At 63.0% G+C, this 21,645-nt stretch carries 21 protein-coding genes and 1 tRNA gene; 10 read left to right on the forward strand and 12 right to left on the reverse strand.

Features of this window, described 5'->3' with window-relative positions:
- Nucleotides 1–8: 8 nt before the first annotated feature.
- The 9 genes from VEIS_RS13700 to VEIS_RS13740 all read right to left on the reverse strand — a co-directional run bounded on the left by VEIS_RS13700 (nt 9) and on the right by VEIS_RS13740 (nt 7,413).
- Nucleotides 9–488, reverse strand: a complete 480-nt coding sequence (locus VEIS_RS13700) for a NuoB/complex I 20 kDa subunit family protein (RefSeq protein WP_011810547.1) — start codon at nt 486–488, stop codon at nt 9–11.
- 24 nt (nt 489–512) lie between these two features.
- The gene (locus VEIS_RS13705) at nt 513–872 is read right to left on the reverse strand and encodes an NADH-quinone oxidoreductase subunit A (protein ID WP_041950035.1); all 360 of its coding nucleotides are present in this window, start codon (nt 870–872) and stop codon (nt 513–515) included.
- Nucleotides 873–980: 108 nt separating this feature from the next.
- A tRNA-Leu gene (locus VEIS_RS13710) sits at nt 981–1,065 on the reverse strand.
- 101 nt (nt 1,066–1,166) lie between these two features.
- Nucleotides 1,167–1,529: a preprotein translocase subunit SecG gene (gene secG, locus VEIS_RS13715; protein ID WP_011810549.1), complete on the reverse strand. Its 363-nt coding sequence runs from the start codon at nt 1,527–1,529 to the stop codon at nt 1,167–1,169.
- Entirely contained in the window at nt 1,526–2,326 is an 801-nt protein-coding gene (gene tpiA, locus VEIS_RS13720) for a triose-phosphate isomerase (protein WP_041950845.1), read from the reverse strand. The genes secG and tpiA overlap by 4 nt, the downstream gene beginning before the upstream one ends.
- Nucleotides 2,327–2,328: 2 nt before the next feature.
- Nucleotides 2,329–3,318 carry an NAD(P)H-quinone oxidoreductase gene (locus VEIS_RS13725; RefSeq protein ID WP_041950846.1) on the reverse strand — a complete coding sequence of 330 codons (990 nt, stop codon included), beginning with the start codon at nt 3,316–3,318 and terminating at the stop codon, nt 2,329–2,331.
- Nucleotides 3,319–3,434: 116 nt separating this feature from the next.
- A complete protein-coding gene (gene pnp, locus VEIS_RS13730) occupies nt 3,435–5,708 on the reverse strand; it encodes a polyribonucleotide nucleotidyltransferase (RefSeq protein WP_011810552.1) in 2,274 nt (757 codons plus the stop codon).
- A 160-nt stretch (nt 5,709–5,868) separates the two neighbouring features.
- A complete protein-coding gene (gene rpsO, locus VEIS_RS13735) occupies nt 5,869–6,135 on the reverse strand; it encodes a 30S ribosomal protein S15 (RefSeq protein WP_005793232.1) in 267 nt (88 codons plus the stop codon).
- A 120-nt stretch (nt 6,136–6,255) separates the two neighbouring features.
- Nucleotides 6,256–7,413: a pyridoxal phosphate-dependent aminotransferase gene (locus tag VEIS_RS13740; RefSeq protein WP_011810553.1), complete on the reverse strand. Its 1,158-nt coding sequence runs from the start codon at nt 7,411–7,413 to the stop codon at nt 6,256–6,258.
- Nucleotides 7,414–7,492: 79 nt separating this feature from the next.
- On the opposite strand from VEIS_RS13740, the gene VEIS_RS13745 reads away from it, so the two are divergent.
- The gene (locus tag VEIS_RS13745; RefSeq protein ID WP_041950036.1) at nt 7,493–7,810 is read left to right on the forward strand and encodes a hypothetical protein; all 318 of its coding nucleotides are present in this window, start codon (nt 7,493–7,495) and stop codon (nt 7,808–7,810) included.
- A 158-nt stretch (nt 7,811–7,968) separates the two neighbouring features.
- Here VEIS_RS13745 and ribD read toward each other — a convergent pair whose 3' ends face one another.
- The gene (ribD, locus tag VEIS_RS13750) at nt 7,969–9,084 is read right to left on the reverse strand and encodes a bifunctional diaminohydroxyphosphoribosylaminopyrimidine deaminase/5-amino-6-(5-phosphoribosylamino)uracil reductase RibD (protein ID WP_011810555.1); all 1,116 of its coding nucleotides are present in this window, start codon (nt 9,082–9,084) and stop codon (nt 7,969–7,971) included.
- A gap of 43 nt (nt 9,085–9,127) precedes the next feature.
- On the opposite strand from ribD, the gene pilV reads away from it, so the two are divergent.
- The 6 genes from pilV to VEIS_RS13780 all read left to right on the forward strand — a co-directional run bounded on the left by pilV (nt 9,128) and on the right by VEIS_RS13780 (nt 17,185).
- A complete protein-coding gene (gene pilV, locus VEIS_RS13755; RefSeq protein ID WP_232287688.1) occupies nt 9,128–9,874 on the forward strand; it encodes a type IV pilus modification protein PilV in 747 nt (248 codons plus the stop codon).
- The gene (locus VEIS_RS13760) at nt 9,874–10,920 is read left to right on the forward strand and encodes a PilW family protein (RefSeq protein WP_265259899.1); all 1,047 of its coding nucleotides are present in this window, start codon (nt 9,874–9,876) and stop codon (nt 10,918–10,920) included. Before pilV ends, VEIS_RS13760 begins: the two co-directional genes overlap by 1 nt.
- 67 nt (nt 10,921–10,987) lie before the next feature.
- Nucleotides 10,988–11,587, forward strand: a complete 600-nt coding sequence (locus VEIS_RS13765) for a pilus assembly PilX family protein (protein WP_041950037.1) — start codon at nt 10,988–10,990, stop codon at nt 11,585–11,587.
- Nucleotides 11,588–11,598: 11 nt separating this feature from the next.
- Nucleotides 11,599–16,152 (forward strand): pilus assembly protein, encoded by a 4,554-nt coding sequence (locus VEIS_RS13770; protein WP_011810559.1) that lies wholly within the window; start codon nt 11,599–11,601, stop codon nt 16,150–16,152.
- Complete coding sequence (locus VEIS_RS13775) at nt 16,149–16,610, forward strand: type IV pilin protein (RefSeq protein WP_011810560.1); 462 nt, start codon at nt 16,149–16,151, stop codon at nt 16,608–16,610. The genes VEIS_RS13770 and VEIS_RS13775 overlap by 4 nt, the downstream gene beginning before the upstream one ends.
- Nucleotides 16,610–17,185, forward strand: coding sequence for a GspH/FimT family pseudopilin (locus tag VEIS_RS13780; protein ID WP_232287689.1), 576 nt, complete (start codon nt 16,610–16,612; stop codon nt 17,183–17,185). Before VEIS_RS13775 ends, VEIS_RS13780 begins: the two co-directional genes overlap by 1 nt.
- 7 nt (nt 17,186–17,192) lie before the next feature.
- Here VEIS_RS13780 and VEIS_RS26325 read toward each other — a convergent pair whose 3' ends face one another.
- Nucleotides 17,193–17,345 carry a hypothetical protein gene (locus tag VEIS_RS26325; RefSeq protein WP_157048510.1) on the reverse strand — a complete coding sequence of 51 codons (153 nt, stop codon included), beginning with the start codon at nt 17,343–17,345 and terminating at the stop codon, nt 17,193–17,195.
- 161 nt (nt 17,346–17,506) lie between these two features.
- On the opposite strand from VEIS_RS26325, the gene VEIS_RS13785 reads away from it, so the two are divergent.
- Together VEIS_RS13785 and VEIS_RS13790 are read left to right on the forward strand one after the other, a co-directional pair.
- The gene (locus VEIS_RS13785) at nt 17,507–18,463 is read left to right on the forward strand and encodes an alpha/beta hydrolase fold domain-containing protein (protein ID WP_041950038.1); all 957 of its coding nucleotides are present in this window, start codon (nt 17,507–17,509) and stop codon (nt 18,461–18,463) included.
- A 26-nt stretch (nt 18,464–18,489) separates the two neighbouring features.
- Complete coding sequence (locus VEIS_RS13790; protein ID WP_011810563.1) at nt 18,490–19,356, forward strand: YbgC/FadM family acyl-CoA thioesterase; 867 nt, start codon at nt 18,490–18,492, stop codon at nt 19,354–19,356.
- A 28-nt stretch (nt 19,357–19,384) separates the two neighbouring features.
- Here the strand turns inward: VEIS_RS13790 and VEIS_RS13795 are convergent, their stop codons facing one another.
- On the reverse strand, nt 19,385–20,776 hold the full coding sequence (locus VEIS_RS13795) for an amino acid permease (protein ID WP_041950039.1): 1,392 nt from the start codon (nt 20,774–20,776) through the stop codon (nt 19,385–19,387).
- A 325-nt stretch (nt 20,777–21,101) separates the two neighbouring features.
- On the opposite strand from VEIS_RS13795, the gene VEIS_RS13800 reads away from it, so the two are divergent.
- Nucleotides 21,102–21,629 carry a Cd(II)/Pb(II)-responsive transcriptional regulator gene (locus VEIS_RS13800; protein ID WP_011810565.1) on the forward strand — a complete coding sequence of 176 codons (528 nt, stop codon included), beginning with the start codon at nt 21,102–21,104 and terminating at the stop codon, nt 21,627–21,629.
- Nucleotides 21,630–21,645 lie beyond the last annotated feature (16 nt).

The raw sequence follows: 21,645 nt of genomic DNA on the forward strand, positions 1-21,645 counted from the left end.
TCAGGCCCTCAGGCGCGGGCAATGGTGTGGCTGCGGCGAATCTTCTGCTGCAGTTGGAGGATGCCGTAGATCAGGGCTTCGGCCGTCGGCGGGCAACCCGGCACATAGACGTCGACCGGCACGATGCGGTCGCAACCGCGTACCACCGAGTAGCTGTAGTGGTAGTAGCCCCCGCCGTTGGCGCAGGAGCCCATCGACAGCACCCAGCGCGGCTCGGACATCTGGTCGTAGACCTTGCGCAAGGCCGGCGCCATCTTGTTGCACAGCGTGCCGGCCACGATCATCAGGTCGGCCTGGCGCGGGCTGGCACGAAACACCTCGGCGCCAAAGCGGGCCAGGTCATAGCGTGCCGCTGCAGAATGGATCATCTCGACCGCGCAGCAGGCCAGACCGAAGGTCATGGGCCACAGCGATCCGGTCTTGGCCCAATTCACCACCGAGTCATAGCTCGTAGTGATAAAACCTTCCTTCATCACGTTTTCGATCATTGCATCGTCCTCAGTGCACGGCACTCATTCCCAATCGAGCGCACCCTTTTTCCACTCATAGGCAAAGCCCACGACCAGAATCGTCAGGAAAATCAGCACGGCCACGAAACCGGCCATGCCCACTTGCTGCAGCGTCACTGCCCAGGGGAAGAGAAACGCGATTTCGAGGTCGAACAAGATGAACAAAATCGCCACCAGGTAGTAGCGCACATCGAACTTCATGCGCGCATCGTCGAAGGCTTCGAAGCCGCATTCGTAGGGTGAGTTCTTCGCGGCATCCGGGCGGTTCGGGCCGAGCACATAACCCAACACCAGCGGCACGACGCCAACGGCAATGCCGACCAGGATGAACAAAAGGACGGGGAGGTACTGATCGAGATTCATCGTGGGGATGCACTCAAGCGCTGCGGCCTGTCGGAGCCGGTGCCCGGGCATCCGGCGCCGGCAAGCAGGTCAATGGTTTTGCCCATGTTTTTTTGCAAGTCTTCGTTCTGGTGCCGTCGGCGAGACTCGAACTCGCACAGCTCGCGCCACTACCCCCTCAAGATAGCGTGTCTACCAATTCCACCACGACGGCCATTTTTTTGTCTGCTGGGCATGAGGAAGACGGGAAAAGCGCTTCGCAGACAATCGCGGATTCTACCCCCGCAAAAACCCTGGGTGGGCCTCGGCGCCTGATTATTTGGTCGGAATCTGCGCTGCCCCCGAAGCCGGTGTCGCCGCAGCCGATGCCGGTGCGCTGGCCGATGCAGCCGGCGCCGCAGCGGCCGGGCTTTCCAGCACGCTGCCGGCGCCGGCGGGGCGGGAATTGCCAAAGTGGGCCAAGGCCAGCGTCGCCAGCAAAAACACCGATGCCAGCACCGCCGTGGTGCGCGACAGGAAGTTGGCACTGCCGCTGGCGCCAAACAGGCTGCCGGAACTGCCGCTGCCAAATGCCGCCCCCATGTCCGCGCCCTTGCCATGCTGGATCAGGATCAGGACGATCATCACCAGCGCCGCCAACATCTGCACGACCAAAATCAGATTCACGATCACGTTCATTGTCTGTTCACCCCTGATTCCATCGCTGGCCCGCCGTCTGCGCAGGCCGCCGCGATGATTTGCAAAAAGTCCGGCGCCTTCAGCGCTGCGCCGCCGACCAGCCCGCCGTCGATGTCGGGCTGCGCCAGCAATGGCGCGGCGTTGGCCGCGTTCATGCTGCCGCCGTACAGCAGACGGATGCGCCCGGCATGGCTGCTGGCAGCGCCAAGTTGCGCGCGCAGCACGGCATGCACCGCCTGCGCTTGCCGTGCAGACGCCGTGCGGCCCGTTCCTATGGCCCAGACCGGCTCATACGCCAGCACCACCTCACTGATGCAATGGCCGTTGAGCTGTATCACTGCCGCCAGTTGGCGCCGGACCACGGCCTCGGTCTGGCCGGCCTCACGCTCTGGCAAGGTCTCGCCCAGGCAGACGATGGGCGTCAGACCCGCCGCCAGCGCGCGCTGCACCTTCTTGGCCACCAGCGCGTCGGTTTCACCGTGGTACTGGCGCCGCTCGGAATGCCCGACCAGCGCATAGCGCACGCCAAAGTCCTTGAGCATGGCTGCCGACACCTCGCCGGTATAGGCGCCGGCCTCGTGCGGTGACAGATCCTGCGCGGCCAGCGCCAGCGCCGAGCCGGCCACCAACGCCTGCACCTGCGCCAGATAAGGCGCGGGCACGGCCAGCGCCACAGTGCAAGCGGCAGCATCCAGGTCGGCGATGCCGGCGCGGATGGCCTGCAGCAAGTCCTGGTTCGCGGCCAGGCTGCCATTCATCTTCCAGTTGCCGACGATGAGTTTTTTCCTGTCGTTCATGGTCATGGCCAAGTCAACACGATTTTGCCGATATGCCGGTTCGACTCCATCAGCGCATGGGCTTGGCTGGCATCGGCCGCAGCAAACTGGCTGTGCACCACCGGGCGCAGCGTTCCGGCGGCCAGCAGCGGCCACACCCGTTCGCGCAGCGCGCGCGCAATCGCCCCTTTGAATGGCACGGCGCGGGGCCGCAGCGTGGAGCCGGTGATGGTCAGCCTGCGCCGCAACACCAGCCCGGCGTTCAAACTGCTCTTGACGCCGCCTTGCACGGCAATGATCACCAGGCGGCCATCTTCGGCCAGGCATTCCACCTCCCGCGCCACGTAGTCGCCAGCGACCATGTCGAGCACCACATCCACGCCCCGGCCTGCGGTGATGCGCTTGATTTCGGCGACGAAGTCCTGCGTTTTGTAGTCGATCGCATGCTGCGCGCCGAGCGCCAGACAGGCCGCGCATTTCTCCTGGCTGCCCGCCGTGGCAATGACCGTGGCGCCAAAAGCCCGCGCCAGTTGTATCGCGGCGACGCCGATGCCGCTGCTGCCGCCTTGCACCAGCAGGCTCTCGCCCGCTTGCAGCCGGCCCCGATCGAAGACATTGCTCCACACCGTGAAGAAGGTTTCCGGCAGCGACGCCGCCTGCACATCGCTCAGCCCTTCGGGCACCGGCAGGCATTGCACGACCGGCGCCACGCACCACTGCGCATAGCCCCCGCCGGCCAGCAGCGCGCAGACGCGATCGCCGACCCGGATGCCGGCCTCGGCCAGCGCCGCCGCATCGCCGGACTCGACCACGCCGGCGACTTCCAGCCCCGGAATGTCAGAACTGCCCGGCGGCGGTGCATAGTGCCCGAGCCGCTGCAACACATCGGGCCGGTTGACGCCACTGGCGCGAACACGGATCAGCAACTCTGCCGTGCCCGGTTGCGGCACCGGGCGCTCGGCCAGACCGAGCACCTCGGGGCCGCCAAAGGAGCGTATCTCTACCGCCTGCATGGTGCGCTTCATGGGGGACGATGGGGGTTGTGGGGTGACGACGCAGCCAAGCGATCCTGGCCACCAGCGCATGGTTTGCCCGGCGCCAGTCGCGGCAACATCGATGGCAATGGGGATCAGCCGACGCGCTGCCCGGAGCCGGTATCGGCGGGCGGCGATTGCTGCTGCTGTTGCTCCGATGGCGGATGGCCATGGTCGCGCATCTCACGCCGCGGCTCGCGTTCGGCCAGTGCCGGACGGTCGCTGCCCGGCGCAGGGCGCTCGCTGCCTGTGCCGAAACGGTCGCTGCCCGGGGCAGGGCGTTCGGCCAGCACCTTCATCGACAGCTTGACGCGACCCCTTTCGTCGGCTTCCATCACCTTGACCCGCACGATCTGGCCTTCGCTCAGGTAATCGGACACCCTCTCGACGCGCTCGTGGGCGATCTGGCTGATGTGCAGCAGCCCGTCCTTGCCGGGCAGCAGGTTGATCAGCGCGCCGAAGTCCAGCAGCTTGGTCACCGGGCCTTCGTAGATCTTGCCGATCTCGATCTCGGCGGTGATCTGCTCGATGCGGCGCTTGGCGATGTCGGCCTTGGCGGCGTCGGTCGCGGCGATGGTGATCGTGCCGTCCTCCTCGATGTTGATCTGGCAGCCGGTTTCTTCGGTCAGCGCCCGGATCACGGCGCCGCCCTTGCCGATCACGTCGCGGATTTTCTCGGCGTTGATCTTCATCGTGTACAGCTTGGGCGCAAAGTTCGACACCTCGGTCTTGGCCTGGCCGATGGCTTGCTGCATCTTGCCCAGGATATGCATGCGCGCTTCCTTGGCCTGCGCCAGCGCCACCTGCATGATCTCCCGGGTGATGCCCTGGATCTTGATGTCCATCTGCAATGCCGTGATGCCCGCCGTGGTGCCGGCCACCTTGAAGTCCATGTCCCCGAGGTGATCTTCGTCGCCCAGAATGTCGGTCAGCACCGCAAAGCGGTTGCCATCCTTGATCAGGCCCATTGCGATACCCGCCACATGCGCCTTCATCGGCACGCCCGCGTCCATCAGCGACAGGCAGCCCCCGCAGACCGAGGCCATCGACGAGGAGCCATTGGATTCGGTGATCTCCGAGACCACGCGCATGGTGTAGGGAAACTCCTCCTTGGTCGGCAGCACCGCCACCAGCGCCCGCTTGGCCAGACGGCCATGGCCGATTTCGCGGCGCTTGGTCGAACCCATGCGCCCCACTTCGCCGGTGGCAAAGGGCGGCATGTTGTAGTGCAGCATGAAGCGGTCATCGTACTCGCCGGCCAGCGCGTCGATGCGCTGCGCATCGCGCTCGGTGCCCAGCGTGGCCACCGCCAGGGCCTGGGTTTCGCCGCGCGTGAACAGCGCCGAGCCATGGGCCCGGGGCAGCACGCCGGCGCGGATCTCGATGGGGCGCACGGTGCGCGTGTCACGGCCGTCGATGCGCGGCTCGCCGGCCAGTATCTGGCTGCGCACGATGCCCGCTTCGATGTCGAACAGCAGGCCCTCGGCCTTCACGGTGTCGCATTCGACGCCATCGGCTTGCAACTGCGCCAGCACCGCCGCATAGGCTGCACGGCAAGCCTCGGTGCGGGCCTGCTTGTTGCGAATCTGGTAGGCCGCGCGCAGCTTGTCGTCCGCCAGCGCCGCCACCCGGGCGATCAGCGCCTCATCCCTGGCCGGCGCTTCCCATTGCCACACCGGCTTGCCGGCTGCGTGCACCAACTCGTGGATGGCATCGATCGCCACCTTGCCTTGCTGATGGCCGAACACCACGGCGCCGAGCATGATCTCTTCGGACAATTGCTGCGCCTCGGATTCGACCATCAGCACCGCCGCTTCGGTGCCGGCCACCACCAGATCCAACTGCGAGCTTTTGCGCGCCGTGGGGCCGGGATTGAGCCGGTACTCGCCCTGGATGTAACCCACGCGCGCAGCCCCGATCGGGCCATTGAACGGAATGCCGGAGAGCGCCAGCGCGGCACTGCTGGCGATCAGCGCGGCGATGTCGGCGTCGACCTCGGGGTTCAGCGACAAGGTGTGGATGACCAGATGCACCTCATTGAAAAAGCCCTGCGGGAACAGCGGGCGCAGCGGCCGGTCGATCAGGCGGCTGGTCAGCGTTTCATGCTCGCTGGGCTTGGCTTCGCGCTTGAAGAAACTGCCGGGGATCTTGCCCGCAGCGTAGGTCTTCTCGATGTAGTCCACCGTCAGCGGGAAGAAGTCCTGGCCGGGCTTGATCGAACGGGACGCGACCACGGTGGCCAGCACCACGGTGTCGTCGATGCTCACCAGCACCGCGCCGCTGGCCTGGCGGGCGATTTCGCCGGTCTCCATGACGACGGTCTGGTCACCCCATTGGAAAGTCTTGGTGACTTTATTGAAAATTCCCATTTCAACTCCTGTTTTGAACTACCCGATTGCGCTGTGGCGCCATTCGCCACCCGATGGCGTTCCGGCGAAGGAACGGCACAGGTTCACGCTGCATGTTCTGCATGTGGCTGCGAAGTGAAAAACGCCTGAGCAGGCCCAGGCGTTTTTGCATGTGGTGAGATTATTTGCGCAGCCCCAACTTGGCAATCAGCGCGGTGTAACGGTCTGCGTCCTTTGCCTTGAGGTAATCGAGCAGCTTGCGGCGGCGGCTGACCATGCGCAGCAGGCCACGGCGGCCATGGTGGTCCTTCGCATGGGTCTTGAAGTGCGGCGTCAGTTCGTTGATGCGGGCGGTCAGCAGGGCCACTTGCACTTCGGGGCTGCCGGTATCATTGGCCGCGCGGGCGTTCGCCTTGACGACTTCGGCCTTGATGGAGGATGCGATCATGTCTTTCCTTGGAAGATGGGCCCACCGCTGTACGGGTTGGGCGGGCCTGGCGGTTTTGACTTGCGCCGGCGATCGGAAATGGCTGCCGGCGTGTGTCTTGCACCATGCAAAACCGGCCGATTATAGCCCGGCCCAGTTTTTCAGCCGCTGCACGCCCTGCACCAGCCGCCCGGTGTCCTGGCAGGCAAAGCACCAGCGCAACCACCCCTGGGCCTCGGGGCCGAAGGCATTGCCCGGCGCCAGGCCCAGGCCGGCCTGCGCCAGCAACTGCTTGGCCAGCGCCAGAGAATCGTCGTGCGCTGCCATGCGGAAAAAGGCATACATGCCGGCGCGCGCAGCCGCCACCTCGACCCCCGGCAGCGCCTGCAGCAGGGCGACCAGCGTGTCACGGCAGTGCTTCAGATGGGCCACCACCTGCGGCGTGATCTCGTCGGCATGTGCCAAGGCCGCCATCCCGGCCCGCTGCGTGAAAACGCTGACACAGGAAGTATTGAACTCGATCAGCTTGCCCATATGCCGGCCCATCGACGGCGGCATGACCAGCCAGCCCAGGCGCCAGCCCGTCATCAAAAAGCTCTTGGAAAAGCTGTGCACCACGATCAGCCGGTCTTCGGGCTGCGCCAGATCCAGAAAACTCGGCGCGCAGCCGTTGGCGCTCGGCTCGTAGTACAGGCGCTCGTACACCTCGTCGGCCAAAATCCAGCAGCCGGTCTGGCGGCAGCGGGCAAGAATCGCGCGCTGCTCGGCGGCAGACAGCGTCCAGCCCGTCGGGTTGTTCGGCGCATTCAGCACCAGCAGCCGCGTGGCCGGGGTGATCGCCGCCAGCAGCGCGTCGACATCCAGCACCCAGGCGCCCCCCGGTTGCGGCCGCAGCGGCAAGCAGCGCAGCACGGCGCCCATGATCGCCGGCTGCGCGGTCAGATTCGGCCACACCGGCGTCACCGCCAGCACCTCATCGCCCGGATCGACCAGCGCCTGCACCGACAGCATCAGCGCCTGCACGCCCCCGCAAGTCACCGCGATCCGCTCGGCCCCCACCGCGCCGTGCAGGCGACCCATGGAATCGGCCAGCGCCTGGCGCAACGCCGGCAGCCCCAGGTTGTGCGTGTAAAACGTCTCGCCGCGCTGGATCGAATCCATTGCCGCCTGGCGCACGGCCAGCGGTGTCGCGGTGTCGCTTTCGCCAAACCAGAAGGCCAGCACATCGTCGCGCCCCAGGCCCGCATTGGCGACCTCACGGATCAGGGATTCTTCGAGGTTCAAGACAGTGTTGCGCATGGCAGGATGCAAAAAATGGTGGCAGCGTGGACGGCGCCGTGCCGTTCACTGCCATCCTACGCCCATGCGCCAACCTCCGATGTCCATCACTTCCACCCCCGCCACCCCCGCCACGACCCTGCCGGCCAAGGCCAAAGCACGCTGGGCCCCGCTGTTGCTGTCAGCGGGCCTGGCACTGTGCTTGACGGCAGCCGATGCGCAGACGCGTGAGAAAAAAACCAAAACCAAAAAAACCAAACCCCCGGCCACGCAGGCGCGCGCCAAGCCCTCGGTCAAAGTCACGCACCAGCCCAGCCCCTCCGAGGAAAGCCGCGCCGAGCGGGAGCGCCGTCTCTACCGCGAATGCCAAGGGCGGCCCAACGCCGGCGCCTGCCTGGGCTACACCCGAAAGCCGTAGCGTCGCGTCACCGATCATCTGTCGGTCCGCGCTGGCCATCGAAGCGCATCGCGGCGTTGCATCGCTGGCCAATACGCTCGGTATGGGCTGCGCGCTGCGCCTTGCGTTGCGCTCCGATGGCTGCGCGCAGCCTACGACATCTGACCGATGACGCGACACTAACCCCAAAACGGCTCCCGATCGCGCCAGCGCGCCAGGATGCGCACATCCTCGCCGACCCGCTCCAGGCCGTGAAAATCCAGCGCCTGCGCCTGCGACAGCGCCGCCAAAGGCGCCAACTGCGCCATGCCCAGGCCCGGCCCGATCAGTTTCGGCGCCAGGTACACCAGCAGTTCATCGACCAACCCTTGGCGCAGTAACGCGCCATTGAGCTGCTGCCCCGCCTCCACATGCAACTCATTGACCTGCCTGCGTGCCAGGTCGTGCAGCATGGCCGCCAAATCCACCCGGCCCTGGCTGTCGGGCAGCACGGCCAGCGTTGCACCGCGCTGCTCCAGCGCCCGCCTCTTGGCATCATTTTCTGCGGCGGCGTATAGGTGCACTGCACGGTCTGCTGCGAATATGCAAGCATCCAGCGGTACCCGCAACGCGCTGTCGAGCAGCACCAGCGCCGGCTGCCGCTCGGTGTGCAGCGCGCGCACATCCAGCCGGGGGTCATCGGCCAGCACCGTCCCGATACCGGTCAGCAGCGCACAGGCCCTGGCCCGCCAGGCATGGCCATCGGCACGCGCAGCAGGCCCCGTGATCCATTGGCTGCTGCCATCGGCCAGCGCCGTCACCCCATCGAGCGACGCCGCCAGCTTCATGCGCACCCAGGGCCTGTGGCGCAGCATCCGGCTGAAAAAACCCACATTCAGCTCGCGCGCGGCCTGCGCGCCCGGACCGACCTGCACCGCCACGCCGGCGGCACGCAAACGGGCAAAACCCTGCCCTGCGACCAAAGGATTCGGATCGGTCAGCGACGCCACCACCTTGGCAATGCCCGCAGCCACCAGCGCATCGCAACAAGGCCCCGTGCGCCCATGGTGCGAACAAGGCTCCAGCGTGACATAAGCCGTAGCGCCACGCACCGAATGCCCGCCGGCTGCGGCATTGCGCAAGGCCATGATTTCGGCATGCGCGCCACCCGCAGGCCCGGTGCTGCCGCGGCCGATCACCACCCCGGCCGCATCGGCAATCACACAGCCGACACGCGGATTGGGTGAAGTGCGATACAAACCCTGATGGGCCAGGTCCAGGGCCTCGGTAATGGCTGCGGTAATGATGTCTGACATAGGTAAACCCATCGATACAAACCCGCCGGCGCACAGCGCTGTTTTGCGCCCGACGGTCAAACCAAAAGCATCGGCGGTATGCCGGCGGCAACCGGCCCGACGCCACAATTTGCGCCATATGATGCCCCGCACAAGCCATCGCCCCGGCCCTTCGAAAGGCTTTAGCCTGCTCGAAGTGCTGGTAGCCATTGTCATTTTGACCTTCGCCATTCTGGGCACCGTGGGCATGCAGGGATACGCGCTGCAGGCCAACCGCGAGGCGCGCTTGCAGGCCCAGGCCGTCATGCTCGCGAACGAACTGGCGGAAATGATGCGCGGGAACAATGCCATTGCCGTCCACCCCAAAGACAGCAACCCCTACATGCAGCAGGACGCCAGCAACTACTGCCTGCGCGTCGCCAATGCCAGCACGGGTTGTTCATCCACCACCGAGGTCGCGCAGGCACAAATGACCGACTGGCTCGCCAGGGTCCATGCCGATTTGCCGCAGGCAAAGGTCAAAGTCTGCTTCGATGGCGCCCCTTACGACACCGAGTCCGGCCTTGCGAAATGGGACTGTGATGACGCCGGTGACATTGCGTATATCAAGATAGGCTGGACCCGCCGCAGCACCAACACCGGCACCGGCTCCACGGTTGCCGGTTTCGAAAAAGCCACTGATGACGGCAGCCGCCCCTACGTCATCGTTCCGGTCACCGGCGGGGACCCCGCACCGGCCACCGGCACCACGCCAGCCGCCAGCACACCGGTCGCCAACGCCGCACCAGCCGCCGGCAGGAGCACCACATGATGCTGCCGGCCTGCCCCATCCGACGCTCGGGTCAGCCAAGCCCGCAGCATGGCATGACGCTGATCGAACTGATGGTGGCCATGGCGCTGGGCCTGCTGATCGTGCTGGCCGCCGCCGCGTCCTTGCTGTTTGCGCGTGAAGGTTTCACCGCCGTCGATGCCGCATCGCAATTGCGCGACAACGGCCGCTTCCTGCAAAACCTGGTGCTGCGCCTGGGAGCGCAAACAGGCTACAAAAACCTGCGCTTTGCCACCGAAACCAAACGACTGGGCGCCGCGCCCGGCAACGCCCTGGCGCCGCCCGACATCTTTGGCGTGAACAACGCCAAGCGCGGAACCCAGAGCGAGTGGGACAGTGGCACTGAGCGCCAATCAGGCGAAGTCGGTTATGGCAGTGACATTCTGGTGCTGCGCTACCAAACCAGTTCAGCGACTGCCGACAGCGCAACCTCTGACAAAACGATGATCGACTGCGCCGGCGTCGCCGCAACCAACGCACCGACAGAGCCGGGCGACAAACTGGTGAGCATTCTTTATGTGAAGGAGGACAGCGCCGGTGCAGAGCCAGCCCTCATGTGCGCGCGCTCCGAGACCGGGGCCGCCCCCTACGATGCCCAGCCCATCATCTCGGGGGTGGAAAACTTCCAGGTGCTCTATGGCGTCGATGGTATCGGCCCTGCCAACACCGCAGTTCCCGGCACGACAGACAGGGTTGCTGACCGCTATCTGCGCGCGGACCAGTTGACAGTGTCCGACGGTCAGCCGGCCTCTATCAATAAGGCGGCCACTTACGCCAACTGGCGCCGGGTGCGCAGCATCCGCATTGGCGTCGTGCTTCGGGGGCCACCCGGTTCGGCCAAGCCGGACGGTGGCAATCAAACCTTTTATCCCCTCGGAATCACAAAAGACTCCGCTTCAGGAACCGAAGGCGCGGCTTTTTCCAGCAGCAATGACCCGGGCAGCAGATACACCCCCCCGTTTGATGGCCGCCTGCGCCAGACCCTGACTTTCACCGTGCATCTGCGCAACGCCCAGGATGAAAACTGACATGCCCACCTGCAAACCGGGGCTGCGGCCCCTCCCTGCTTCTTCGAGACCGGCGAGACAACGTGGCTTGTCGCTGATCATCGTCATGCTGATACTGATCGTGGTGTCGATATTGGGCGTCGGCGGCATGCGGATTGCGATGATGGCAGAGCGCGGCACCCGCAATGACAGGGACATGCAAATAGCCTGGCAAGCGGCAGAGGCTGGTCTGGTCGACGCGGAATTCGACATCACGGGCCAGTCTGCCAACTCCACCAGTAACAGAAGTGCGGTCTTCAAGCACAACGAGGTCGACCTTGCCAAATTCATTGACAATTGCGGCAGCGCAGACCAAAGCATTGGTTTGTGCACTTTGAAAGCCACTGGCAAACCGGTATGGTTGACGGTTGACTTTGAAGCCACGGACGGCAATGCCAAAACAGTGGAATTCGGCAAATACACAGGCCGTGCCTTTCCGACGGGACCGACAGGCATACGGCCAGCCCAAAAGCCGCGTTATCTGATAGAAATCATTCCAGATCAGCATGGGACCAGATCATTCAGAACGACCAACCAAAACGAGTTGACCGGCAGCGAAACCTTGTCTTATGTATACCGCGTCACCGCCATGGGTTTTGGTCCGAATAAAGAAGCACAAGCCGTGCTCCAGATGATTTACCGCAATTGAGAGGGATTCACATGCCTGCACCCACCTTCAGAGAAAACATGCCTGGCGGCCTTGGGTGCAAACTGCAAGTGCTGCGCCAGCGACTGCCGCAGCACCTGGCCGCTTATGCGCCCTGGATTTTTGCGCTCGCTTTGATACCCCTGTCCTGGGTGGCCATTGGCGAAGAATCAGCGCCACCAAACATTCCAGCGGTCGATTTGGCGACCGTACCCTTGTTTGCGGAGATGACGGTGGACAAGCCTGCCATGACGTTGGCGCTGTCCGTGGAGCATCCGACGGTGGGGGCTGAATATAATGTAGCCGGAGGGGGAGACGATGCTTCCTATAATACTGTCACAGAGTATTTGGGATACTACGATGCAGAGGGTTGCTACACGTACAATAACCGCCCCACGGAAGTTCTCGCACCAGGAGGACAAATCGCAGACTACAAGCGATTCGACCGGACCGGTTCGGCGGACAAACGCAGATGCACCAATGCATTCAGCGGCAATTTCCTGAACTGGGCATCCGGCTCTGCCATTGACATGTATCGATTGGCTCTTTCGGGTGGTGACCGTTCCATTGACACACCAACGCTCACCATCTTGCAGCGTGCCATGATACCCAACGGCGATCCGATTTGCATGTGGCGCTACGGCTACTACTTCCCGAAGAAAATCCTGCGCAGAGATGGCGGCGGCACAGGTGCTTACTGGGGTGCAGTCCCCGCATCCATGATCACGGATGCGAATGACTCTGACATTCATGTGCTCAACACTCTCAACCGCATTTATTTCGGAACCTCGCGATCACCATTGCCTTCATCGAATCGGTGTGATGAGGATCTCCGGGGCTTCAACCTGGGATTCGCTGTCGACTATGGTGCGCGAGCCAATAATATCCCGTCCACCTCGGCCCGAGAACGTGCGACCTTCCGGCAAGATGGTATCCCTGAAGGTCTGGTTTATTGTGCCCAGCGTGGAGAATTTTGTTCATTCAGTGGTATCAAAGCAGTCTGGTATGGATCAAACCAGACTTGGAGTATTACTCCCGCCGTCAATGGCATCCAATGCGATACATCCAAACTGGGAACCCCACAGGGGATTCTTTGGTGGGTACCGGTGTGCTATGTCGGGGAGTACACTGGAGACTGGAGACCACCTGCACCTGCGGCCGAGGCTGCACCAGGCGCTTTGAATTCCGATGGTTTCTTTTACGCACGCGTGCAAGTTTGCAACGTCGATCGTGCAGGTGTCCTTCAGGATAGTCGTAACTACAACTTTTGCACGCAATATCCCAATGGCAAGTTCAAGCCAACGGGCGTCATTCAAAAATACAGTGATCAAATGCGCTTTGCAGCATTTGGCTATCTGCTGGATCAAACCCGAAGCAGGGAGAATGGTCGCTATGGTGGCGTGTTGCGCGTGCCCATGAAATATGTAGGTGCAAAAACTTACGACATCAGCGGCCGCGACAATACTCCTTCCGGAGGCAATCCGCATATCGAGTGGGATACCAACACCGGTGTGTTTGCCGCCAATCCCGATGCCAATGCATCGCCGCCCATCAGCGGGATCATCAATTATCTGAACAGGTTTGGCCGCTCCGGTACCAAGCCTGGCGTATACAAGGTATACGATCCCGTGGGTGAGCTTCATTATGAGGCGCTCCGGTATTTGCAGGGACTTCAGCCGAGTCCTGCGGCCATCGCAAAGCCCATCACCGATGACATGGCCGATGGCTTTCCTTACTTTACGACCTGGCATGATCCGTATGGAGATGGGCGCCCGAATACCGGTGACTACTCATGTGTCAAAAGCAATATCCTGGTGATTGGAGATGACGGCACGCATGATGGCAATCGCCTGCCCGCAGCAGACGCGGCAAAAAACATTCCAGATATCAGTTACTGGCGCGGGATCGTTCAGGCGTTTGAGAAAAAAGCTGCCGGTACTTCTTATATCGATGGACAAGGAAACACCCAGAGTGTTAGCAATCCACATACCCCGAACTACGCTGTGCCAAACGATATCCAGATGAGCCAGATCATGGGTTCTGCGTACTGGGCCAGAACGCACGATATTCGCGGCACCGGATGGACGGAGCAACGCGACAAGCAGCGCCCGGGCTTGCGGGTGAAAACATTCGCTTTTGATGTCAATGAGGGGGGAAATCAGAATAATGCTGCATGGCGCCGTAACGTCAATCAGTTATTCATGGCAGCAAAATATGGCGGTTTTGAAACGGATCCGTTCAATCCCGGCAGCAAACCTTATAATGCCAAAGGCAATCCATTCCAGGACCAGACCGGCAATTTCAACGATGATGTCTGGCAAAAAACCAATGACCCGGGTGAGGCCGCTACCTACTATGTTTTCAACACCGCAAAGCCGAAGCCTGCGCGTGATCTGCTCAATGCTTTCGATGATATTTTCAGCCGTGGATCGGTCGTCACCCGCAGTGTGGCCGGTGGCAGCATGAATACGGGCCGCAAGCTCAGCACCAACCCGGATTCGCCCTCGGTGATATATTCAGCCACATTCGATACCAGCAATTGGAGCGGCGATGTCGTTGCAGAAAAGATCATCCTGAACGCCAGCCAGGCGAATGCGCCGGTGCTGGGGCCGCCGCTCTGGCGTGCTGCGACGCAGCTTGGTGCCCCTTCAGCCGTCACCCGCAAAATTTTTATCACCCAGGCAAGCAGATCCGCCAGATCGGAAGTCGTCGGATTCACTTGGGCCACGATCAACGATACATTGAAGGGGTATATGAACAGGTATAACCCGTCGGCAGCCCCGGACGACATGGGACGCGCCCGGGTCTCCTACCTGCGCGGTGATCGCAGCAAAGAGGGGAACCCGTTTCGGGTGCGCGGTTCCTTGCTGGGGGACATTGTCAACTCCAATATCTCGTATTCCGGCGCCCCCTCCAGGGCGGCATTCACTGACGCCGGGTACAAGGCCTTTAGCGAGCAATACGCCCAGCGCGTGCCGGTCGTGTTTGCGGGTGCGAATGACGGCATGCTCCATGCGTTCAATGCCAAAACGGGCGATGAATTGTTTGCCTATATTCCCAGTTGGCTGGCGCCCAAACTGTCCGCCTTGACAGATCCTGGCTTTGCCATCAATCACCAGAACTACGTGGATGCCCCTTCGGTGGTCGCAGATGCGCAGGTAGCGAATACCGGTGCAGCCACCGACTGGAAAACGGTGCTGGTTTCCGGCACCGGTGGTGGCGGCCCCGGCGTGTTTGCGTTGGACGTGTCGAACCCGGCGCAATTCGACGCCGCCAATGTGATGTGGGAATTTACGCGCGCCGATGACCCGGACATAGGCCAAGTGGTGGGCACACCCAAAGTCATGAAGATCATGACCCAGGCCGCCCGCGTTACCGACGGCACTGCCAGCAGCACCACCACGCCCGCAAAGTATCGTTGGTTTGCCGTGGTGGGCAGCGGCGTCAACAATTATCGGCCTGAAAACGGAAAAAACAGCGCCACGGGCCAACCGGCGCTGTTCCTGTTGGCATTGGACAAGCCTGCGGGCCAAGCCTGGAGTTTGGGGAACAATTACTTCAAAGTGTCGCTACCGATAAACTCCACGCTGGCGAGAAGCAACCCCACAGGCTTGATCAACTTCAGCGCCTTGTACGGCATCCAAGGCGAAATGACGGACATCTACATGGGTGATCTGCATGGCAACCTGTGGCGGCTGCAGTTCGCCGGTAAGGAGACAAGGGACTGGAACATGGGCAAGCTGTCGTTTTTCAACCAGGGCGACACCAGCACTCCCACTCCGATTCCGCTGTACATCGCGCGCACAGGGGATACCGTCCCGAAAGTGCAACCCATCGCTGCCGCGCCGGTCATTCTGCCCGGCCCGATCGTGGGGGGGGTGGAGTCGTTCTACGTCGTGGTCGGTACCGGAAAATACCTGGAGCCGAGGGACAGCGTCTCAACGACCCAGCAAACGGTGTATGCCATTTATGACGACGGCACCCGGACGACGGACGGGGCGTCCCGGGCGAGCGCAACCAGTGTCATCACGGGCCGCAGCCGCCTGCGGGCGGGGACTGTCGATAAGGACGGCAGAAAAGTGACTGTCAGCGCTTTCCAGTGGGGGCGTCCGATGGCCGACACGCAGGCCGCTCGCGCCGGCTGGTACTTTGATTTGCCCGTCACCGGCGAACGTGTCGACCAGGCGGCGCTGGATTTGGGCGCTCTGACGGTCGCCATCAACTCGAAGATTCCCGGTTCGACGGCGACGGGCGCTGCGTCTTGCGCGAATGCGATGGGGGGCGGCAATCAGTATGTTCTGAGCATCGACAACGGCGCCGGAACCTATGTGCCTTCCACCCTGGGCCTGCTGGGCCCGCCGGTGCTTCAGGCCAGTGACGGTGACGCCCGGGTGTCGCCCAGCGACAGCGCCGGCCAGCGCATTCGCACCGTCACATTGCATCGCTTTACGCAAGCCCAGGGGGGCATAGACAGCAGCGCTCCGCCTGTTACGATCAGCGAGACTATCGGCCGGCTCAGTTGGCGACAAGTCTTCAACTATCTGGATCTGAAGAACGCCTCGCCATGATGGCCTTTCGAAAATCTTCCCGAGGGTTCACGCTGATTGAACTCATGATCACGCTGGCAATCGTGGGGGTGCTCGTTGCCGTCGCTTATCCTGTTTACACGAACTCGATGATCAAAGGCCGCAGGGCCCAAGGCCGAACAGCGCTGGTGCAACTGTTGCAGCAGCAGGAACGCTATATGACCCAGCGCAACAGCTACCTGGCTTTCACCACTGCCAAAGAGACAGGCGTTCCAACCCCAAACACGGCCCCATTCAAAACCTTTTCCGGAGACACATTCGCGGGCTCTTACTACGTACTCAGTGCAGTTGCCTGTTCTGAAGCTGCGCCGATCACCACTTGTGTGAAAGTGACAGCCTCTCCGAGACAAGCCGATCCGGAAGTGGGAGATCTGACGATGACCAGTATCGGCGAGAAAAGCTGTACGGGTTCGGTCCCCCGCCTGTGCTGGCCCTCATGATGAAACGCCATACCGGCAAAGGCCGGGACCACGGCTTCACGTTGATCGAACTGATGGTCACCATCGCGCTCGTGGCGGTGATGATGACGCTCGCGGCACCCAGCTTCGTTCAATATCTGCGCAATTCCGAGCTTACATCGCTGACCAACACGCTTTTGGCCGCCATCAATGCCGCCAAGAGCGAGGCCATGAAATCCGGCAAAAGTGCTTTCGTCCAGCCACTTGGCACGGGATGGGCAAGCGGTTGGGTCGTCTATGTCAACCGTGAAAAACAAAGCAACCCCGGCATGGCTACCATCGTGCAAAAACAGGAACCCGTGAAGTCTTATTTCAGCATCGCGGGAAACGGTACTGCCGGTGAATCCGGTCCGTATATCAGGTTCGATAGTTCCGGGTACTCTGTCACCACCGGCGGGGCGCCTGCAGCTTTGACCCTGACGATCCAACGGACCGACACAGACAGTGCGTCGGAGATACGGCACATCATCGTGGCACGGACCGGCAGGGTAAGGGCATGCAAACCGAAATTGAGCGCCAATAACAACAATGTCGTCAATGCCGGTCCGGACTGCTAGTGTCGCGTCATCGGTCAGATGTCGCAGGCTGCGCGCAGCCATCGGAGCGCAGCGCAAGGCGCATCGCGCAGCCCATACCGAGCTGTATTGGCAAGCGATGCAACACCGCGATGCGCTTCGATGGCCAGCGCAGACCGACAGATGATCGGTGACGCGACACTGGGGCACTTCAGGTTTCCGGGTGGGTGCCGCAACCCGGCGCGAGGATAATCGCCTTGCCGTGCGCCGGTCAGCCGGTGCGGGTCGCTGGCGTTATTCCATTCCTGAATCATCCGTGCACTTTGTCGGCGTCGCTTGCCGCATATTCGTACTGCGTGACCGTTGACTGATTTGCCCCACGCCCGCCTGACCCCGCAGATGCGCGCTGTGCTCGAACGCATGGCCCGCGCCGGCCGGCCGTCGCTGCACCTGCTCCTGCCCCGGGATGCACGCCTGGCCTACGAGGCCAGATCGGGCGTGCTGGAACTGCCCCGGGCGGACTTGGCACGGGTGCAAGACCTGAGCATCCCGGCCCGCGATGGCCATGCGCTGCCTGCGCGGCTTTATGCGCCGTCCACGGCGGCTGGGCTGGCGCTGCTGCTGTACATGCATGGCGGCGGCTTCACCATTGGCAGCATCGCCACGCACGACACGCTGTGCCGCGAACTGGCGCGCCTGGCCGGGTGCATGGTGGTGGCGCTGGATTACCGGTTGGCGCCGGAGCATCGCTTTCCCACGGCCAGCAACGACGCCTGGGATGCCTTGGTCTGGCTCGCTGCGAACGCGCCGCTGCTGGGGGCCGACCGCGCCCGCCTGGCCGTCGGCGGCGACAGCGCAGGCGGCACCCTGGCGGCCGTGAACGCCATCCTGGCGCGCGATGCGGGCTTGCCGCTGGCATTGCAACTGCTGTTTTATCCGGGCTGCGCGGCCCATCAGGAGCACCCGTCCCACGCCCGCTTTGCCCGGGGCCTGGTGCTGGAGGCGCCCGCCATCCGCTGGTTTTTCGACCACTATGCCGGCAACCGCGAGGAGCGCGAGGACTGGCGCTTCGCCCCCTTGCTCGCGCCGGATGTCGACGGCGTGGCGCCGGCGTGGATCGGCCTGGCCGAGTACGATCCGCTGGTCGATGAGGGCGTGGCTTACGCCGACAAACTGCGCCTGGCCGGGGTGGCGGTGGAACTGGATATCTACCGTGGGGTGACCCACGAATTCATCAAGATGGGCCGCGCCATCCCTGAGGCGCGCCAGGCCCATGCCGACGCAGCCCGGGCCTTGCGTCGCGCTTTCGTACAGGAGTGATCGAAGTGAACGGAGTCAAACCGACCATGCAACGCAGCGACTTTCGCTGTTTTCACCGCCTGCGCGTGCGCTGGGCCGAGGTGGACATGCAAAAAATCGTGTTCAACGCGCATTACCTGATGTACATCGACACGGCCATGTCCGACTACTGGCGCGCGCTGGCGCTGCCCTACGAAGCCGGCATGCTGGCCCTGGGCGGCGAGATGTACGTCAAGCAGGCGACGCTGCAATACCACGCCTCGGCGCGTCTGGACGATCAGTTGGATGTGGGCCTGCGCTGCGCGCGGATGGGCAACTCGTCGAGCCTGTTCCAGGCCGGCATCTTCAGCGCAGACCGGTTGCTGGTGTCGGGCGAACTGGTCTATGTATTTGCCGACCCGGCCACGCAGACCTCCAAACCGATGCCGCCGACCCTGCGCTCGATTTTCGAGGACTTCGAGGCCGGCGCCGCGATGGTGCAACTGCGCAGCGGCGACTGGAATGCGCTGGGCCACGATGCGGCTTGTCTGCGCAACGCCGTGTTCGTGCGTGAGCAAGGCATTGCGGCAGACCTCGAGGTCGATGCGCTCGACGCCAGCGCGCAGCATGTCGTCGCCTACAACCGCTTGGGGCAGGCCGTGGCCACCGGCCGCCTGCTGCCGGGCGTGCCCGCGCAAGACGGCATTGGCCGCATAGGTCGCCTGGCGGTAGACCGGTCCGTGCGCAGTGCGCAGTGGGGGCGGCAGCTACTGGACGCGCTGCTGGAGGCCGCGCGTGCACGCGGCGACCGCCAAGTGCAACTGCACGCCCAATGCAGCGCCGAAGGGTTCTACCGCCGGGCCGGGTTTGCCGCAGAGGGCGCGCCCTGGGAAGAAGCCGGCATCGACCATATCCTGATGACCCGCCGCCTGTAGTTTCCCCCTGCGCGTTGCCGCGCCATCCTCAGGATTTCGGACGCAGGCTGCGCAAGACGTTCCGCAGGCAATAGGCGCTGCCCAGCACCATGACCCAGACCGTGACGGAAATGATGCCGACATTCCAGAATTCGCGATCGAACCCCATGGTCACCAAAATGGCCGTCAGCAGAAAAATGCCAAGATACTGAGGCCATGGAAGCCATGGGGCACGAAACGATAACGTGCCAAGATCATTCCTTGCCCAATGCCTTCTGAATGAAAGATGGCTCGCCAAAATGATCAGCCAGACCAGAATGCCGCCGCCGAGCGCAACGCCGAACATATAGTGGTAGGCGCTGGAACTGAACATGCTGGTCAGAACCGCGATCAATACCCCGACGCTGGAAACCAGCGTGGCCCGCACGGGTGCCCCCTGGCGGTTCAGTTGCCCGAACGCCGCCGGGGCAAAATTCCCGCGGGCCAATGAAAACAACATGCGCGCGCAGAGGTACAAATTGGCGTTCATGCTCGACAGCGCGGCGGTGATCAGCACGAAATTCATCGCTGCGGCGGCATAGGGAAAGCCGTAATAGGCGAACACCTTGACGAACGGGCTTTGCGTCACGCCCTTGGCCCCCGCCTCGGCCCATGGCACGATCGCCAACATGATGGCCAGCGACAGCCCATAGAACAGCACCAGGCGCACGATCATCGTGCGCAGCGCGCGCGGTACGGCGATTTTCGGGTCTTGCGTTTCGCCGGCAGTCACGGCAATGATCTCGATGCCATAAAACGAGAAAATGGCCATCAACACCCCCATCCAGACGCCCGCAAAACCATGGGGCAAAAACCCCCGATCGGCGGTGTAATTGCCAAAACCCACGGCGGCGTGGCCGATGCCGAAAATCAGCGCCAGACCGGCGGTGATGAAAATGCAGATGGCCATGACCTTGATGGCCGAGAGCCAGTATTCCAGGCTGCCGAAGCTCGACACGGAGCGCGTATTCGCATGGATGATCGCGGCGCCGAAACTGGCCGTCCACATCCAGACCGGGACGCCGGGAAACCAGAACGTCATATAGACACCAATCGCCACCGCCTCGCCGCCGATGGCAATCGACTGGGCCGCCCAATAGGTGTAGCGCACGATGAAGCCGAGCCACTCGCTCAGGTACAACTCGGCATAGGTGCCAAAGGAGCCCGCCGTCGGATGGGCCACCGCCATCTCGGACAGGCTGTACATCATGATCAGCGCAATCGTCGCCGCTATCAGATAGCTGAGCAGCACGCCGGGGCCCGCGTAGCCGATGGCGATGCCGCTGCCCATGAAAAGCCCCGTACCGATCGCGCCGCCAAGGCCGATCATGGTCAGTTGCCGCTGCGACAGCTTGCGCGCCAAGCCCTTTTCCCGCTCGATGATCTGCCCGTTTTTATCCATTTTTATCCATCTGATTGCCAACTTTTGCGGTGAAGTGTGTGCCCACTGCGGATGCAAGGCCGAACGTGATGCCATGAACGCAAGACCCGAATGGAGCACGATGGGCGCGCTTGCCGCCCCCGCTGGCCACCTTTTGTGCAGCCTTTTGTGCCGCCTCTTGTGCCGTCTTTTGTGTCGCCTTTCGATGGTAGGCAAGCGTGGCCGGTGCCCGATGTCAACTGGTTGACGCTGGCGTGGATTTCATCTCCGTGAAAACCCGGGCTGCGCGCGGCAATGCCGGCATCGGGGCCACGTATAAAATCGGCGCCACTCTTTTGGAGTTTCCATGGCAACGGCGATGCGTATCGGTGAACTGGGGCGGGCGACCGGTGTGGACATCGAAACCATTCGCTACTACGAAAAAATCGGCCTGCTGCCCGCTCCGGCACGCAGCGACAACGGCTATCGCTCATATGCCCAGCCGCATCTCGAACGCTTGGCGTTCATCCGCCATTGCCGGGCGCTGGACATTTCGCTGGCCGACGTGAAGCGATTGCTGGACTTCGCCGCACAGCCTGGCGCCGACTGCGGCGACATCGACCGACTGATAGACGCACAACTGGCCCGGGCCCGGGCGCGCCTGAAAAGCATGCGCGCGCTGGAGCGGCAACTGGCCGCTTTGCGCGCTCGCTGCCATCCCGGCCAGGTCACGGGCGAGTGCGGGATACTGCATGAGTTGATCGCAGCCGCCCACGGTGAGGCTTGCGCCTGCCATCGCGATGCCGGCGCCGATCCCGCGCCGACCGCGCGCCGGCGCGGGCAGGTGCTCGCGGCCAGCCCCCCGTACCCATTGACACGCAGGCCGGGCCCATGAAACAGCCCGTGCCGCG

Origin of the sequence: Verminephrobacter eiseniae EF01-2 (genome assembly GCF_000015565.1) — a bacterium.
GTDB lineage: Bacteria > Pseudomonadota > Gammaproteobacteria > Burkholderiales > Burkholderiaceae_C > Acidovorax > Acidovorax eiseniae.

Excerpts from the sequence above, each read along its gene's own strand:
- rpsO (WP_005793232.1), bottom strand. The coding sequence starts at position 6,135 with ATGATCGCATCCTCCATCAAGGCCGAAGTCGTCAAGGCGAACGCCCGC.
- VEIS_RS13700 (WP_011810547.1), bottom strand. The coding sequence starts at position 488 with ATGATCGAAAACGTGATGAAGGAAGGTTTTATCACTACGAGCTATGAC.
- VEIS_RS13705 (WP_041950035.1), bottom strand. The coding sequence starts at position 872 with ATGAATCTCGATCAGTACCTCCCCGTCCTTTTGTTCATCCTGGTCGGC.
- VEIS_RS13725 (WP_041950846.1), bottom strand. The coding sequence starts at position 3,318 with ATGCAGGCGGTAGAGATACGCTCCTTTGGCGGCCCCGAGGTGCTCGGT.
- secG (WP_011810549.1), bottom strand. The coding sequence starts at position 1,529 with ATGAACGTGATCGTGAATCTGATTTTGGTCGTGCAGATGTTGGCGGCG.
- tpiA (WP_041950845.1), bottom strand. The coding sequence starts at position 2,326 with ATGAACGACAGGAAAAAACTCATCGTCGGCAACTGGAAGATGAATGGC.
- VEIS_RS13745 (WP_041950036.1), top strand. The coding sequence starts at position 7,493 with ATGTCCATCACTTCCACCCCCGCCACCCCCGCCACGACCCTGCCGGCC.
- pnp (WP_011810552.1), bottom strand. The coding sequence starts at position 5,708 with ATGGGAATTTTCAATAAAGTCACCAAGACTTTCCAATGGGGTGACCAG.
- VEIS_RS13795 (WP_041950039.1), bottom strand. The coding sequence starts at position 20,776 with ATGGATAAAAACGGGCAGATCATCGAGCGGGAAAAGGGCTTGGCGCGC.
- VEIS_RS13740 (WP_011810553.1), bottom strand. The coding sequence starts at position 7,413 with ATGCGCAACACTGTCTTGAACCTCGAAGAATCCCTGATCCGTGAGGTC.
- VEIS_RS13780 (WP_232287689.1), top strand. The coding sequence starts at position 16,610 with ATGAAACGCCATACCGGCAAAGGCCGGGACCACGGCTTCACGTTGATC.
- VEIS_RS13775 (WP_011810560.1), top strand. The coding sequence starts at position 16,149 with ATGATGGCCTTTCGAAAATCTTCCCGAGGGTTCACGCTGATTGAACTC.
- ribD (WP_011810555.1), bottom strand. The coding sequence starts at position 9,084 with ATGTCAGACATCATTACCGCAGCCATTACCGAGGCCCTGGACCTGGCC.
- VEIS_RS13770 (WP_011810559.1), top strand. The coding sequence starts at position 11,599 with ATGCCTGCACCCACCTTCAGAGAAAACATGCCTGGCGGCCTTGGGTGC.
- VEIS_RS13790 (WP_011810563.1), top strand. The coding sequence starts at position 18,490 with ATGCAACGCAGCGACTTTCGCTGTTTTCACCGCCTGCGCGTGCGCTGG.
- VEIS_RS13800 (WP_011810565.1), top strand. The coding sequence starts at position 21,102 with ATGGCAACGGCGATGCGTATCGGTGAACTGGGGCGGGCGACCGGTGTG.
- VEIS_RS13760 (WP_265259899.1), top strand. The coding sequence starts at position 9,874 with ATGCTGCCGGCCTGCCCCATCCGACGCTCGGGTCAGCCAAGCCCGCAG.